Source organism: Rhizobium sp. M1, from assembly GCF_002531805.1.
Taxonomy (GTDB): domain Bacteria; phylum Pseudomonadota; class Alphaproteobacteria; order Rhizobiales; family Rhizobiaceae; genus Rhizobium; species Rhizobium etli_C.
In genome coordinates this window covers 91,770-105,966 of record NZ_NWSW01000010.1, presented here as the reverse complement: position 1 = coordinate 105,966, position 14,197 = coordinate 91,770, and the positions used below count along the sequence as shown (strand labels likewise).

12 protein-coding genes are annotated in these 14,197 nt (G+C 63.4%); 7 read left to right on the top strand and 5 right to left on the bottom strand.

Features of this window, described 5'->3' with window-relative positions; genetic code table 11:
- Positions 1–52: 52 nt before the first annotated feature.
- Both CO655_RS11505 and CO655_RS11500 read left to right on the top strand, forming a co-directional pair.
- On the top strand, positions 53–757 hold the full coding sequence (locus CO655_RS11505) for a LuxR C-terminal-related transcriptional regulator (RefSeq protein WP_097664741.1): 705 nt from the start codon (positions 53–55) through the stop codon (positions 755–757).
- 29 nt (positions 758–786) lie between these two features.
- A complete protein-coding gene (locus CO655_RS11500; RefSeq protein ID WP_010022093.1) occupies positions 787–1,224 on the top strand; it encodes a response regulator in 438 nt (145 codons plus the stop codon).
- Between the two features lie 68 nt (positions 1,225–1,292).
- On the opposite strand, the gene CO655_RS11495 is transcribed toward CO655_RS11500, so the two are convergent.
- The 4 genes from CO655_RS11495 to ybaL all read right to left on the bottom strand — a co-directional run bounded on the left by CO655_RS11495 (position 1,293) and on the right by ybaL (position 7,049).
- The gene (locus CO655_RS11495) at positions 1,293–2,003 is read right to left on the bottom strand and encodes a HAMP domain-containing sensor histidine kinase (protein WP_097664740.1); all 711 of its coding nucleotides are present in this window, start codon (positions 2,001–2,003) and stop codon (positions 1,293–1,295) included.
- A gap of 171 nt (positions 2,004–2,174) precedes the next feature.
- Entirely contained in the window at positions 2,175–4,721 is a 2,547-nt protein-coding gene (gene secD / locus CO655_RS11490) for a protein translocase subunit SecD (protein ID WP_097664739.1), read from the bottom strand.
- Between the two features lie 84 nt (positions 4,722–4,805).
- On the bottom strand, positions 4,806–5,186 hold the full coding sequence (locus tag CO655_RS11485) for a hypothetical protein (protein WP_097664738.1): 381 nt from the start codon (positions 5,184–5,186) through the stop codon (positions 4,806–4,808).
- Between the two features lie 54 nt (positions 5,187–5,240).
- The gene (ybaL, locus tag CO655_RS11480; protein WP_097664737.1) at positions 5,241–7,049 is read right to left on the bottom strand and encodes a YbaL family putative K(+) efflux transporter; all 1,809 of its coding nucleotides are present in this window, start codon (positions 7,047–7,049) and stop codon (positions 5,241–5,243) included.
- Between the two features lie 79 nt (positions 7,050–7,128).
- Here ybaL and CO655_RS11475 point away from each other — a divergent pair, with 79 nt between their 5' ends.
- Positions 7,129–7,395, top strand: coding sequence for a helix-turn-helix transcriptional regulator (locus CO655_RS11475; RefSeq protein ID WP_097664736.1), 267 nt, complete (start codon positions 7,129–7,131; stop codon positions 7,393–7,395).
- Between the two features lie 95 nt (positions 7,396–7,490).
- Here CO655_RS11475 and CO655_RS11465 read toward each other — a convergent pair whose 3' ends face one another.
- The gene (locus tag CO655_RS11465; RefSeq protein WP_097664735.1) at positions 7,491–8,912 is read right to left on the bottom strand and encodes a glycosyltransferase family 39 protein; all 1,422 of its coding nucleotides are present in this window, start codon (positions 8,910–8,912) and stop codon (positions 7,491–7,493) included.
- Positions 8,913–9,536: 624 nt separating this feature from the next.
- On the opposite strand from CO655_RS11465, the gene CO655_RS11460 reads away from it, so the two are divergent.
- From CO655_RS11460 to CO655_RS11445, 4 genes are all read left to right on the top strand, one after another.
- A complete protein-coding gene (locus CO655_RS11460) occupies positions 9,537–11,171 on the top strand; it encodes a globin-coupled sensor protein (protein WP_097664734.1) in 1,635 nt (544 codons plus the stop codon).
- 63 nt (positions 11,172–11,234) lie between these two features.
- A complete protein-coding gene (locus CO655_RS11455) occupies positions 11,235–11,531 on the top strand; it encodes an STAS domain-containing protein (protein WP_097605655.1) in 297 nt (98 codons plus the stop codon).
- Positions 11,528–11,893: a chemotaxis response regulator CheY1 gene (gene cheY1, locus CO655_RS11450; RefSeq protein ID WP_003570362.1), complete on the top strand. Its 366-nt coding sequence runs from the start codon at positions 11,528–11,530 to the stop codon at positions 11,891–11,893. The genes CO655_RS11455 and cheY1 overlap by 4 nt, the downstream gene beginning before the upstream one ends.
- Positions 11,894–11,910: 17 nt before the next feature.
- On the top strand, positions 11,911–14,196 hold the full coding sequence (locus tag CO655_RS11445) for a chemotaxis protein CheA (RefSeq protein ID WP_097664733.1): 2,286 nt from the start codon (positions 11,911–11,913) through the stop codon (positions 14,194–14,196).
- Position 14,197: the final 1 nt, after the last annotated feature.

Below are 14,197 nucleotides of genomic sequence, written 5' to 3'. Positions count from 1 at the left end.
TAGGACGTATATCCCAAGATTTGGGGATCGGGGGAGGAGAGGAAGATTGGGAATGAGCAATGCCGCGGCAACTCCTTTTCATGCCGGGCCGGAGCTGAGCCGGGCGATCAACCGCACCGATTTTTTCCGTCTGCTGAAAGCGGCGGCACAGCATTATCACTTCGACAATTTCGCGCTTGCCCGCATTTCCGAAGCTTCGGCTCCTTTCGGTGAACGCGATGTCGTCATCACCAATGTCCACGAGCGCCGCGTCGGCCTTTTCATCACGACGTTGAGAGAGGCGCTCGGGACTGTCCGGGCAAAGAGCGCCCAGTTTCTGGCAACGCCGGTCCATGGCAGAAGTGCCGAGCCGGTTACCTATCCCTCCGATCGCCTGTTCAACGAGTTCCGCAACGGCGTCTTCCTTTTCATTCCGCTGTTCACGCCGGAAGGGCGGCGATATTGCCTGGTGCTGAGCGGCGAGCGTGAAGAGCCGGATCAGGGCGAGATCGCCGACCTGCTTCTCGACGCCATGCGGATTTTCGATAAGCTCTACGAGGAAATCCTGACGCACGAAATGTCCGGGCGGCTGACCCAGCGCGAATCGGAAATCGTCAAATGGACGAGCGAAGGCAAAACCTCGGCGGAAATTGCCATCATTCTTGGTCTGTCTGAGCACACGGTCAATTCGCATATCACCGCGGCCGCGCGCAAACTCGACGCGGTGAATCGCGTCCACATGGTGGCGATCGCCCTGAGAAACGGTTTGGTGTCGTGAAAATGGACTTCGGGACTGGGGAAAATGAGATGACCAGCGAAACGGTCCGAAAGAATGCGGTAAAGGTTCTCTTTGTCGACGACGAGTTCATCGAATTCCGCGCGCTCAAGAAGAAGATCGCCGATCTCTCCGAGCCGCTGGTCGAAGTCGAATATTCGCCGTCGATCGGCGACGCGCTGGAAAAGATCCGCGCGGCGCGCTTCGATCTCATCCTGCTCGACAACCGCCTTCTGCCAAATGCCGATTTCCGCGAAACGGTGCCCGAGCTGCGCGGCATCGGCTATACCGGCCCGATCGGCGTCGTCTCGACCGATATATCTGGCGGCTATTTCCAGGAGTTTCCCGATTACGGCGTCGACTTCCGCATCGGCAAGGATGAAATCGACGCCCAGACGCTGCAGCACATTATCCGCGAATATGTGACCTACGACGTCCCGGATTTCTGGAAGGACGATTACAGCATTTAATGCATGTCGCCCAGAAGCGTGCAGCGGTTCCGGGACAACGACATGCATAAAAACAAAGGGCTTTAGCCTCAGGCAATCGGGAGGCGGATGGTGAAGCGGCTGCCGCTTTCGTCCGAACGTTCGAGGCTGATATCCCCGCCAAGCGCCTTCAGAAGCTCCTGCGCCGTCGTCAGGCCGAGGCCGGCGCCGGGGGCTGTCCCCGCCTTCGGCAGTTTCCAGAACGGCTCGAAGATCCGCTCCCGATAGGCGGGATCGATGCCGGTTCCGTTGTCGGAAATCCGGATCAACCAGTTTTCTCCCTGCTGTTCCGCCGCGATCGCCACATGCGGCGGCGATGAACCGCGATAGGTGAGGGCGTTGGAAATGAGCTGCCTCAGCACCAGACCGAACAGGGCAGGGTCGGTGCGGATGGAGGGCAGCCCCCGGCAGGCAAGCGTCGCGTCGTGCGCCCCTGTTTCATCGACCAGTTCGGGCCAGACATGTTCGGCCAGCGCCTGCAGGTTGACCTCTTCGGGCGTGACCTGAGGCGCTCCACCGGCAAGGCTCATCAATGCCTTGGTGAGCCGCTGCGCGGCCTGCGCCTTTTCCATGATCGTCCTGAGGCTCTGAAGCTGTTCGCCGTCGAGCGTCTCGCCGAGATCGTCGAGCAGCAGTTCGGCATACATGGCGATATGGCGTAGCGGCGATTGCAGGTCGTGCGAGGCGGTGGCGAGAAAACGCTTGATGCGCTCTTCGTTGTCGCCGGTGGTCTCAAGCGGTCGCGTCGGGTTGGGTGACATCTGGCGGTTTCCCCGATCTCTGCTGCGTCCGTCAGGCCTTTTTCAAGGGCGCGGCGGACGCTGTAATATCTTGAATTGCTGCATAATTTTATCCTGGCAATAGGCAACAATAAAAACAGGGCGCCGGTTCTGCAACCGGCGCCCTGTTCAAGGATGCGTTAACGACCCGTTTCAGCTCGCCGACTTGCGCGAGCGGCCCTCTTCCGGCGGGATGATATCGACGCCCGCATCGGTTGCCGGCGCCTTGGCGTGGCGGCGGCGCCAGTCGCCGAGGAAGAGCAGGATCGGGGCGGCGATGAAGATCGACGAGGCGCCGGCCACCAGAATGCCGAACACCATCGGGATCGCGAAGCTCGAGACGGCGCTGCCGCCCCAGATTGCCATCGGCACCAGCGCGAGGAAGGCCGTCGCATTGGTGTAAAGGCTTCGCGCCAGGGTCTCGTTGATCGACTTGTCGATGATCTCGCGCAGCGGCATCGACTTGTAGAGCCGCATGTTTTCGCGCATGCGGTCATAGACGACGACCTTGTCGTTCACCGAATAGCCGACCAGCGTCAGGATGGCGGCGATAGCCGTCAGGTTGAAGTCGAGGCCGGTGATCGCGAAGAAGCCGATCGCCTTGGTGACGTCGAGCACCAGCGTGACGATGGCGCCGACGGCAAACGGCCATTCGAACCGCACCCAGATATAGATCAGCATCGCCAAGCTTGCGATCACCACCGACAGAATGCCGGCCGAGGCAAGCTCGCCGCTGACCTTCGGACCGATGACGTCGGTGCCTTCGACAGTGGCGGTCGGATCGATCCTGGCGACTTCGGCCTTCAGCTTGGTGACCGCCGCCGTCTGCGCCTCTTCGCCGCCCTCCTGGCGCTGCGCGCGCACGAGAATGCTGTTGTTGCCGCCGAAGGACTGCAGCGTGATTTCGCCGAGGCCGAGACTGTCCAGGCCTTCGCGGAACTTCGCCAGATCGGCCGTCCCCTGGGTCTTGACGGACATCTGGATGCCGCCGCGGAAGTCGACGCCGTAGTTGAGGCCGGGATAGATGAAGAGTGCGACGGAGGCGATCGAAAGCAGCGCCGAAACGGTAACGCCGAAGAAACGCGCCTTCATGAACTGGATATGCTTGTCGTAAGGGCTGAACGGGATCAGCGGCCGGATGTTCAGCACCTTGAACTTGCGGCGGCGGGTGATCTCGATCATGGCGACGCGCACGAAGGCGACCGAGGTGAACATTGAGATGATCAGGCCGAGCGCCATGGTCACCGCAAAGCCGCGAACCGGCCCGGAACCGAAAAAGAACAGGATGCTCGCGGCGATCAGGGCCGTCATATTGCCGTCGATAATGGTCGAATAGGCACGGTTGAAACCCGTATCGATGGCGGCAAAGGCGCTCCTGCCCTTGCGGGTCTCTTCACGGATACGCTCATTGATCAGAACGTTCGCGTCGACCGCAAGGCCGATGCCGAGAACGACACCCGCAATGCCCGGCAGCGTCAGCGTTGCGCCGACCAGCGTCAGGGCCGAGAGGGTCAGGATCGTGTGGATCAATAGCGCCACATTCGCCAGGATGCCCCAGGTGCCGTAGAGCACGAAGATGAAGGCTGCGACGAGAACAAAGCCGACGATACCGGAATAGAGGCCCATCCTGATGGCGTCGGCGCCGAGGTCGGCGCCGACCGTGCGCTCTTCGATGACAGTCAGCTTGGCGGGCAAGGCGCCGGCGCGCAGCATGGCGGCAAGCGTCGTGGCGCTGTCGGCCGAGAAGTTGCCGGAGATCTGGCCGGAACCGCCGGTGATCGGCTCGCGGATGACGGGGGCGCTCAGCACCTTGTCGTCGAGGACAATGGCGAAGGGATTGCCGACGTTCTGACGGGTAATCTCGGCAAAGCGGGTGGAGCCGGCGCTGTCGAAGCGGAAGCTGACGATCGGTTCGCGCGTGTTCGGGTCGAAGCTGACGCGGGCATCCGAAAGGCGGTCGCCGGAGATTTCGACGCGGTCGAGAACAGCATGGGTTCGGCCTTCGTCGTCCTGCATCATCGTCACGCCGGGGCCGGGCTGGTTGTTCGGCGCCAGCATGTGGAACGACATCTTGGCCGTGGAGCCGAGAAGTTGGCGCAGCCGCGTCGGATCCTGTGCGCCGGGAAGCTGCACGAGCACGCGGTTGGCACCGATGCGCTGGATGGTCGGCTCGGAGACGCCGACCTGGTCGACGCGCTGGCGGATGACTTCCAGGCTCTGCTGGACGGCATTATCGACATTGGCGGAGATGCCGGCCGGCGAGAAGCCGACGGTGATGGTGGCGCCGTTGGCGGTGACGGCGAGATCCGCCTGGCCGGCGCTGAGGCCGGTGCTGATCGGGTTGGCGAGCGTCTTGAGTTCGGTGACGGCCGCATCGCTCTGCGCGGCATCGGCGAGCGTTACGACGACCTGGTTCTGGCTGCGCACGACGGCCTTCGGCTGGATGCCCTTTTCGCGCAGCACGCGGCGCGCGTCCTGAAGCAGCGATTGCAGCCGCTCCTTGGTCAGGTCGGCTTCGTCGACTTCCAGGACGAGGTGGGAACCGCCGCGAAGATCGAGGCCGAGCGACACCTGCTCATGCGGCAGCCATGCGGGGATGCGCTGGAGGACGGACTGCGGCAGGGCGTTCGGCAGGGCGATCAATAGGCCGATCACGATGATCACCGAATAGGTGAACACCAGCCAGGGTGAATTGCGCATGTTGTATTCCTTAGATAATCGAGGGCCGGCGCTCGGGCGCTGGCGGCATGTCGTCAATGCTCGGATGCGCCGCTCGGCGCAATGTCAGGCGGCGGCCGGCGGTGCGCGCGGCTGATGGGCCCTGAAAACTGAATCATGAAGCGGAGCTTCGAATGCCGGGAGAGGGGAGGCGCTGTTCCAGCCGGCGAAATCGAGAGCCGGGGCAGCGGCAAGGGCAGGCGACCCGGCGTCGTAGGCGGCCTGTTTCGGCGTAAGCTTGCGCTCGGCGGCAAGCACCCCGCGCACCGCATCGCGCGCGCTCAGTTGCGGCGGCTGCGGATCGCGGCCGGACGAGGAAAGCGTGTTGACGGCGGTGGCCGGCGCGATAATGAGATTGCCGCCGAAAAGCAGGCCGATATAGGCAAGGACGGCGAAGAGCAGGGAAGCAGCGATACGGCTCGTTAGACGGCGCTGGTCCAGCTCCATCTCCTCCGTCCCGGCGATGTCACTTCCGTATCGGCTCAAAAGCGCGCCAATCTTTCATTCTCTTTCCGGCGGAGGATCATCCGTCGGGACAATTGTATCAGGCCCATGATCGTCTTCATAGGCCACACTCTCATGATGCACTTGAGCGAGCCGGTCAACCATGCCCAGTGCGATTTCGCGTTCGCCCATGATGACGGTGTCGGCGCCATATTGCTTCAGCGCATCGACTTCGGCGTCGGAATGGGCGCGGGCGACGATGAGAATGGATGGATTGGCGCTACGCGCCTGCTCGGCGATGCGGCAGGCTTCGAAGGCATTCGGGATGGCGATGGCAATGCTGCGCGCCGCCGGCAGATTGGCGAGATCGAGCGTCTCCGTGGCCGCGGCATTGCCCATGAAAGCTTCGATGCCCTGGGCTTTCAGCTCGCCGATCGGCTTGTCGGAATCCTCGATGACGAGGAAGGGCGTGCCCGCCGATTTCAGGTTCTGCCCGACGATTCTGCCGACCCGCCCGTAACCGACGACAATGGCGTGGCCGTGAAGGCTGCTCGGATGCACCTCGTCATCTTCAGTCGGCACCGCTTCTTCAGCGGGTGCGTCAGCGGGCTCGGCTGCGCTCTCCTGACGTTTTGCCCGTTCGAGCAACGGGCGCATGCGGTCGCAGAGGAAGAACAGCAGCGGATTGAGGATGATCGAGATGATGGCGCCGGCCAGGATCAGGTCGCGGCCTTCCTCCGGCAACAGTCCGAGGTCGACGCCGAGGGCGGCGAGGATGAAGGAGAATTCGCCGATCTGGCCGAGGCTCGCCGAAATCGTCAGCGCCGTGCCGAGCGGCCTCTTGAAGGCGAGCACGATCAGCAGGGCGGCGACCGATTTGCCGATAACGATGATGAAGAGGGTAGCAAGGATCAGCAGCGGCCTGTCGATCAGGATGTTCGGATCGAACAGCATGCCGACCGAGACGAAGAAGAGCACGGCGAAGGCGTCGCGTAGCGGCAGGCTTTCCTGCGCGGCGCGATGGCTGAGCTCGCTTTCGGCCAGCACCATGCCGGCGAAGAAGGCGCCGAGCGCCAGCGACACGCCGAAGAGCTTGGCCGCGCCGAAAGCGACGCCAAGCGCGATCGCCAGCACGCCGAGCCGGAAGAGTTCGCGCGAGCCGGTATGGGCGATGCGATGCATCGCCCAGGGAATGAGCTTGCGACCGAAGACCAGCATCAGCGCCACGAACAGCGCCACCTTCACCAGCGTCATGGCGATCATGCCGCCAATGCCGAGATCGAGGCCGAACAGGCGGTTCAGCCCGGCCGAAAGCGGCTCGACCGGAGCATGACCTTCGCCGCCGATGCCGGCTGCCGCCGGGATCAGCACCAGCGCCAGAACCATGGCAAGGTCCTCGACGATCAGCCAGCCGACGGCGATCCGGCCGCGCTCCGTCTCGACGAGGCGCCGCTCCTGCAGCGCCTTCAGCAGCACGACGGTGGAGGCAACCGAAAGCGCCAGGCCGAACACCAGGCTGCCGCCGGTCGGCCACCCCATGAGGGCGCCGAGCCCCCAGCCGAGCAATGTCGCAAAGGCGATCTGTGCGATGGCGCCGGGTAGCGCGATGCCGCGCACCGACATCAGGTCTTTCAGCGAGAAATGCAGTCCGACGCCGAACATCAGCAGGATAACGCCGATTTCGGCGAGCTCCGGCGCAAGGTTCTGGTCGGCCACGTAACCCGGCGTATGCGGCCCGACCAGCACGCCGGCGATGAGATAACCGACGAGCGGCGGCATGCGCAGCCGATGGGCAAGTGCGCCGAAGATGAAAGCCAGCACAAGGCCGCCGACGATTGTCGAGATCAAGGGCGTATCGTGTGGCATCACTGTCTCCTGATCTGGAAATCCCGCGCTGAATATGACATATATGGTCTATATCAACCAATATGGGTGACTTAAAATCATGGGTCAAGGCGCAAGGGCGACAATTCTCACGCCCGCTCTCTGCCGCGCGGCGCGTGGCCTGCTCGACTGGACCCAGACCGACCTGGCCGAAAGGGCTGCCGTCTCGCGCAGCACCATTCGCGATTACGAGGGACGCCACCACGACATCCACCGCGCGACGGAGGCGCAGCTGCGCCTCGCCTTCGAAGAGGGTGGCGTCAGGTTCGTCGAAATCGAAGGCGCGGGCACCGGCCTCTGCCTTCCCGATCGGCCGGCTTGGCCGTAGGACTGGGCTACGACGCGCGCCGGCCGGTCGACCATCCGACTCCGTTTGAGCCAACAGAATGCTTCAATCTAACCAGGAAAGGCTCTAAACCGGACTCAGGGCGCCAGGCAGGTGGCCGAGACTTTGTAGATATAGAGCGTCTTGCCCTTGTAGTAGCCTGCGGTCGGCTGCCAGCTCTTCAGCACCTCGGGCGTTTCGGCCGCGCAGGCGAAGGGACCGTCCGTCAGGAAAAGCACCTTGCCGGCGGTCTCGGCGGGCAGGGCGAATTCCTGCTCGTAATAGCTCTCCGGAAGGCCTGCCGGCGCCCGCGCATAGATCCGGTAGGATGCGTCGCGCAGCGTATAGAAAAGATCGGCGACCATGTCGCGGTTGTTGGTGACGATGATGTCGGTGCCGGCCTGATCGGCGAGCGCTGCGGCCTCGCGGCTGACCTCGGCGCGGCCGAGATAACGCTTCATCAATTCGTCGCCGTTCGGCAGCAGCACCTGCTGCGGAAAGATCGTCGCCAGCGGAAAGAGCAGGCTTGCGACGCCGTTGATGGTGAGCGACAGCCTGAGCCCCTTCGGCCACAGCCGATAAAGCAGCCAGACGGCGAGGATCGTCCCCGCGACATAGGCGGTCACGGCCCAGTTGGCATAGGCCTTGGCGACCGTCGCCTGCAGGGTGATCAGCGCCACCACCGGCATCGACAGCCAGACCAGCATCTTCTCGCGGTCGTCGCTCCGGCCCTTGATCATCCGGTAGACCGCCCAGAGGATCGCGAAGAAGATGATCGGCCCGACGACGCCGAACTGCGCGGCGAAGAATTCAAGCCCGCGGCGGAAATTGATGCCGAGGTCGCTCCAATGGGCGATATCCTGCGTATGACGCACCGTCGTATTGTCGTGCTGCAGATTCCACCAGAGGTTCGGCAAGGCAACGATCGCCGCGACCGCGACGGCGATGATGAAATCCCGGATGGCGATGCGCGCCGCCGGAATAAGAAGCAGGGCGAGTGCGCCGCCCGGAACGACGAACAGCACGGCATATTTCGTCAGGAAGGCGAGGCCGACCCCGAGGCCCATGACGAGCGCCAGCCCGACCGAGCGCCGCTGCGTCAGGCCGAAATAGGCAAGCAGGGCGATGGCGATGAAGAACAGCAGGATGACGTCGGTCGAGAAGAACACCGAGGAAAGCGCCACCCCTGGCAGCGTGATATAGGTGGCGCCCGTCCAGCCTTCGATCTCCGGCCCGACGAAACGCTTCGCCACCTTCATCAGCACCAGTGCCGCCGCCATGTGGATCAATGGCCCGAGCAGCCTGATGAAGTAGATGGCGTTGGAGCCGGAAAGCTCGGTCATCGCCCGGATCACCCAGGCGATCATCGGCGGCTTGGAGTAATAGCCGAGATCGAGATTCTGCGCCCAGAACCAGTATTGCGCCTCATCGACGAAAAGGTCCGTCGCATCGAAATTGAGCGTGACGACGCGCCAGAGCGTGAAGCCGAGAACGATGAGAAGACCAGATCTGGGGGACATGAACTTAGTGTTCCGCTGACATGAAAGGCGCGAGTGCGATTACACCAAAGGCGCCGGACTGCCAACGGGGAAGGGAAGTCAGAACACGCGAAGCATGCGGATGTCGCGGTTTGCGGCGAGGGAATCGAGCCGGGCGATGGCTGCAAGCACGCCCATTGCGATCAAGCAGGAACCCAATCCGAGAACAATCATTGCTCTGTCCTTGTCGACGTCATGTCTTGGTTGTCGACCGGCATATAACACGGAGCTTGCGTGTGCCTTGTAGCAGCCGTGCAACTCTCCGGCAGTATTTCTCGCGAACTGCCTTGAATTGCTTCAAAAGCCGGCGCCTGGACAGGCTTATTAACCTTCAGGCAAGGAATTAACCATAAACATTGGGTTACACGTCGGAATGGGAAGATGCACTCGTTCCCACCAGGCATGACGCCGTACCGCCGTACCGGGTCGATCCGGTATCCATCTCTTCAGACAGCTCCGAAACATGGCTGATCAGGGGGTTTTGAGCCGCCGGTTGTACCGGAGGCCAGGGACCGTCTCCACGCTTTGCGTTCATCGGATGCAGCGAAAGTTTTAGCCGGGCATTCGCCTGGAAAAGTGGGTTGGGGACAGGCGTTGAGGCAGGACATGCCATCAGATCAGGCTCGTGGAGCGCAGGCAGGCAGCTTGCGCGACCGCCTGCGTTTTGCCGGTCTCGATGCCGAGCAGTGCGAGCTGGTGCGCCGCAACCGGCCGGCCCTCGAAGCCTATCTGAAGGCCGGGCTGCGTGACCTCTTCCACCGGTTCCAGTCATTCCCCGACGCCTCGCGCAATTTCGAGAGCGAGCGCCAGGTCGAACGCCTGCATGATCTCCAGTCCTCGCATTGGGACGTGCTGACGGATGCCCGCTTCGACAGCCTCTATGCCGAGCGCGTCAAGGTTCTCTCCGATACCGAAAACAAGATGGGTCTCGACCCGCGCTGGCACGTCGCCGGTCACGGCGTCATGCTGGAGCACGTCCTTTCCGGCCTCGCCGAGGAGATCGCCGGCCGGCCGCTGCTGCCGTCGGCCAAGCGCCGCACCCGCGAAATCTCCGAACTGATGACGGCGATCATCCGCATCGTCATGGTCGATGCGGAAATCGCCGTGTCGCTCCGCTTCAATGCGCTGCGCGCCGCCCAACACCGCGCGCTTGCCGATCAGCGCGCCGATAATGAGGCCGAGATCGTCAGGATCTTCGGCGATGTCATTGAAGGCCTGGCCGCCCGCGATCTGACCCGGCGCGCTCCCGTCGATGCCGACGGCGCCTATGCCGGGATCGCCGCCGCGCTGAACGGCGCCTTGGATGGTCTCCAGGCCGAATTCGCCGACATCACCGGACGCACGGTCAAGGCTGAAGCGGCAACGGCGTCGCTTGCCGACCTGTCGCGGCAGTTCGCCGGCAGTGCGTCCGGCCAGGCCGACCGGCTGCAGCTTTCCGCCACCGCCCTTGCCGGCATTGCCGGCAGCGTGCGTGACGGCGCCGCCGACAGCCGCGCCGCCGAACAGGCGGCCGCATCGACGCGCGCAGCCGTCGAGGAAAGCGGCGAGGTCGTCGGCCGCGCGATCAGCGCCATGGCCGATATCGAGCAGTCGGCCGAAAAGATCGGCCAGATCATCGGCGCGATCGACGAGATCGCCTTCCAGACCAATCTTCTGGCGCTGAATGCCGGCATCGAGGCGGCGCGCGCCGGTGATTCCGGCCGCGGTTTTGCCGTCGTCGCCCAGGAAGTCCGGGCACTGGCCCAGCGCTCGGCCGAAGCCGCCCGCGAGATCAAGACGCTGGTGACGACCACCAAGGCGCAGGTCGACGCCGGCGTGCAGATGGTCGGCCGTACGCAGGATTCGATCGGCAGCATCGTGCGCCAGGTCACCGACATCAATGCCGCCATCTCAGGCATCGCCACAAGGACCGGCGAACATGCCGCAAGCCTCGACGGCGTGGTCGCGGACGTCAAGGGCCTGGGCGCCGAGGTGGCCGATAGCGCCGGCCTTGCGGAGCGTTCGACGCAAGGCGCCGACCATCTCCACACCGTCATTCTCGAGCTCGGCCGCACGGTGCGCGAATTCCGCATCGCCCGCGAAAACGCCCATGCCGGTCGCCCAGTGCCGGTCCGCGTGGCGCCGTCGCGTGTCATCGACGCCGCCGCCCGCACCGCAGCGGTCGAGGACGCATATGAAAATGACGATTTTGGCCTTCCCCAGTCGCTCGCAAGCGTCGGAGGTGGGCGGAATGTTTACTAACCTATCGGATTATCGCCTCGGCTCATCTTTTCGGGCCGGGGACAAGGGGACAAGGACAAGCTGATGGTAGCAAAGAAGAGTGGCAAGACGCTGAATTTGACAGCGGTGCTCGACCTCAACGAGGCTTCCGCCTTGCGTGAAAAACTCCTCTCGTTCAGGGGCAGCGGTCTTTCGATCGACGCGTCCGGCGTTGAGCGGATCGGTGCTCTTTGCGCACAGGTCCTGATGTCCGCCGAGAAGACCTGGGCGCAGGACCAGCAGCCGTTCACCTTCTCCAAGGTGTCCGACGCATTTCAAAAAACCATGCAGCTGGTTGGCGTCAATATTGACCACCTGCTTGCCAAGGAGATTCGGCAATGAAGAAAAAAGTACTGACCGTGGATGATTCCCGCACCATCCGAAACATGCTGCTCGTGACGCTGAACAATGCCGGCTTCGAGACCATCCAGGCGGAAGACGGCGTCGAGGGCCTCGAGGTTCTCGAAGAGTCCAATCCTGACGTCATCGTCACCGACATCAACATGCCGCGCCTCGACGGTTTCGGCTTCATCGAAGGTGTCCGCCGCAACGAGAAATATCGGGCGATCCCGATCCTGGTCCTGACGACCGAGAGCGACGCGGAAAAGAAGAACCGCGCCCGCCAGGCCGGCGCCACGGGCTGGATCGTCAAGCCTTTCGACCCGGCCAAGCTGATCGATGCAATTGAGCGTGTAACCGCTTAAACCCAGGATTTGCTCCTATGGATATGAACGAAATCAAAGAGATCTTTTTCCAGGAGTGCGAGGAACAGCTCGCCGAGCTGGAATCCGGTCTTCTGAAAATGAACGATGGCGATCGCGATCCGGAAACCGTCAATGCGGTGTTCCGTGCCGTGCATTCGATCAAGGGGGGCGCCGGCGCCTTCGGCCTTGATGATCTGGTTGCCTTCGCCCATGTGTTCGAGACCACTCTCGATTGCGTTCGTTCCAACAAGCTCGAGCCGACCCAGGACGTCCTGAAGGTGATGCTGAAGTCGGCCGACGTGCTCGCCGACCTGACCAATGCCGCGCGCGACGGCGGCAGCGTCGATGAGAGCCGCAGCCGCGGCCTCGTCAAGGAGTTGGAAGCGCTGGCCAACGGTGAATTGCCGTCTCCCTCGGCCGCCGCTGAGGCACCTGCGCCGAAGGCCGCGGCAAAGGCGGCCCCGGCTGCTCCGGCGCCGACCCCCAAACCGACCGATGACAGCGGCTTCCAGCCGATCCCCTTTTCCTTCGACGATTTCGGCGGCGACGAAGCGGGCTCCGACCTGCCGGCCTATGAAGTCACCTTCAAGCCGCGTTACGAGCTCTATTCCAAGGGCAATGACGCCACCCTTCTGCTGCGCGATCTCTCGCGTCTTGGCGAGATGACCATCTATTGCAATATGGATGAGCTGCCGGGTCTCGAGGAGCTCGATCCGGAAGGCGCCTATTTCTTCTGGAACGTCACGATCAAGACGGACAAGGGCGAAGACGCCATCCGTACCGTCTTCGAATTCGCCGAATGGGATTGCGACCTGACGGTGAAGCCGGTCGAGGCAGCAAGCGCCGGCGCGGCCGGCAATGAGGAACTGCCGATGGTGCCGGTTCCCTTCGACCTGTCGATCCTCGACGAGACGGACGCCACGGAACAGGTTTCCGCTACGCGGTCCGAAGATGCGGCGGCCGCCGTTGCCGCTGCCGAGACCGCATCCAACGTCACGCAGATGGCGGCAGCCGCCGCCCGCGTCGAGAAGAAGGAATCGGCCGCTGCCGCGGCCGCCGCGGCAAATGCCGCCGCCCAGAACAATGCCGCCGGCGCCGGCCAGACGATCCGCGTCGATCTCGACCGTGTCGACCGCCTCATCAACCTCGTCGGCGAACTGGTCATCAACCAGGCGATGCTGTCGCAGAGCGTCATCGAGAACGACACGACCGGCACCTCCTCGATCAACATGGGCCTCGAGGAGCTGCAGCAGCTCACCCGCGAGATCCAGGACTCGGTGATGGCGATCCGCGCCCAGCCGGTGAAGCCGGTGTTCCAGCGCATGTCGCGCATCGTCCGCGAAATCGCCGACATGACCGGCAAGTCGATCCGCCTGATCACCGAAGGTGAAAACACCGAAGTCGACAAGACGGTCATCGACAAGCTGGCCGAGCCGCTGACCCACATGATCCGCAACGCCGTCGACCACGGCATCGAGACGCCGGAAAAGCGCGCGGCCGCCGGCAAGAACACCGAAGGCACCGTCCGCCTCACCGCCAAGCATCGTTCGGGTCGCATCCTGATCGAGCTTGCCGACGACGGCGCCGGCATCAACCGCGAGAAGGTTCGCCAGAAGGCGATCGACAACGACCTGATCCCGGCCGACGCCAACCTGTCGGACGAGGAGATCGACAACCTGATCTTCCTGCCGGGCTTCTCGACCGCCGACAAGATCTCCGACATCTCCGGCCGCGGCGTCGGCATGGACGTCGTCAAGCGTTCGATCCAGGCACTCGGCGGCCGCATCAACATCACGTCGAAGCCCGGCCACGGCTCAGTCTTCACCATGAGCCTGCCGCTGACGCTCGCCGTCCTCGACGGCATGGTGGTCACCGTTGCCGGCCAGACGCTGGTCGTGCCGCTGACCGCGATCGTCGAAACCCTGCAGCCGGAAGCTGCCGCGATCCACTCCTTCGGCGCCAACCACCGGCTGATCTCGATCCGCAACTCCTTCTGCCCGCTGGTCGATGTCGGCCGCATCCTGAACTTCCGCGCGACCCAGGCCAATCCTGTGGAAGGCGTGGCGCTTCTTGTGGAATCCGAAGGCGGCGGCCAGCGCGCCCTGATGGTCGATGCCATCCAGGGGCAGCGTCAGGTGGTCATCAAGAGCCTGGAAGCCAACTACACCCACGTGCCGGGCATTGCCGCCGCCACCATCCTCGGCGACGGCCGCGTGGCTCTGATCCTCGATGTCGACGCGGTTGTCGGCGCTTCGCGCGGCCAGTCGCTGAAAGCGGAAATGTCGTTAGCAGCGGTAGGGTAAG

What these genes read in the sequence shown, in the direction of transcription:
- ybaL (WP_097664737.1), bottom strand. Translation starts at nt 7,049, where the DNA reads ATGCCACACGATACGCCCTTGATCTCGACAATCGTCGGCGGCCTTGTG.
- CO655_RS11445 (WP_097664733.1), top strand. Translation starts at nt 11,911, where the DNA reads ATGGATATGAACGAAATCAAAGAGATCTTTTTCCAGGAGTGCGAGGAA.
- CO655_RS11495 (WP_097664740.1), bottom strand. Translation starts at nt 2,003, where the DNA reads ATGTCACCCAACCCGACGCGACCGCTTGAGACCACCGGCGACAACGAA.
- CO655_RS11505 (WP_097664741.1), top strand. Translation starts at nt 53, where the DNA reads ATGAGCAATGCCGCGGCAACTCCTTTTCATGCCGGGCCGGAGCTGAGC.
- CO655_RS11500 (WP_010022093.1), top strand. Translation starts at nt 787, where the DNA reads ATGACCAGCGAAACGGTCCGAAAGAATGCGGTAAAGGTTCTCTTTGTC.
- cheY1 (WP_003570362.1), top strand. Translation starts at nt 11,528, where the DNA reads ATGAAGAAAAAAGTACTGACCGTGGATGATTCCCGCACCATCCGAAAC.
- CO655_RS11460 (WP_097664734.1), top strand. Translation starts at nt 9,537, where the DNA reads ATGCCATCAGATCAGGCTCGTGGAGCGCAGGCAGGCAGCTTGCGCGAC.
- secD (WP_097664739.1), bottom strand. Translation starts at nt 4,721, where the DNA reads ATGCGCAATTCACCCTGGCTGGTGTTCACCTATTCGGTGATCATCGTG.
- CO655_RS11485 (WP_097664738.1), bottom strand. Translation starts at nt 5,186, where the DNA reads ATGGAGCTGGACCAGCGCCGTCTAACGAGCCGTATCGCTGCTTCCCTG.
- CO655_RS11455 (WP_097605655.1), top strand. Translation starts at nt 11,235, where the DNA reads ATGGTAGCAAAGAAGAGTGGCAAGACGCTGAATTTGACAGCGGTGCTC.
- CO655_RS11465 (WP_097664735.1), bottom strand. Translation starts at nt 8,912, where the DNA reads ATGTCCCCCAGATCTGGTCTTCTCATCGTTCTCGGCTTCACGCTCTGG.
- CO655_RS11475 (WP_097664736.1), top strand. Translation starts at nt 7,129, where the DNA reads ATGGGTCAAGGCGCAAGGGCGACAATTCTCACGCCCGCTCTCTGCCGC.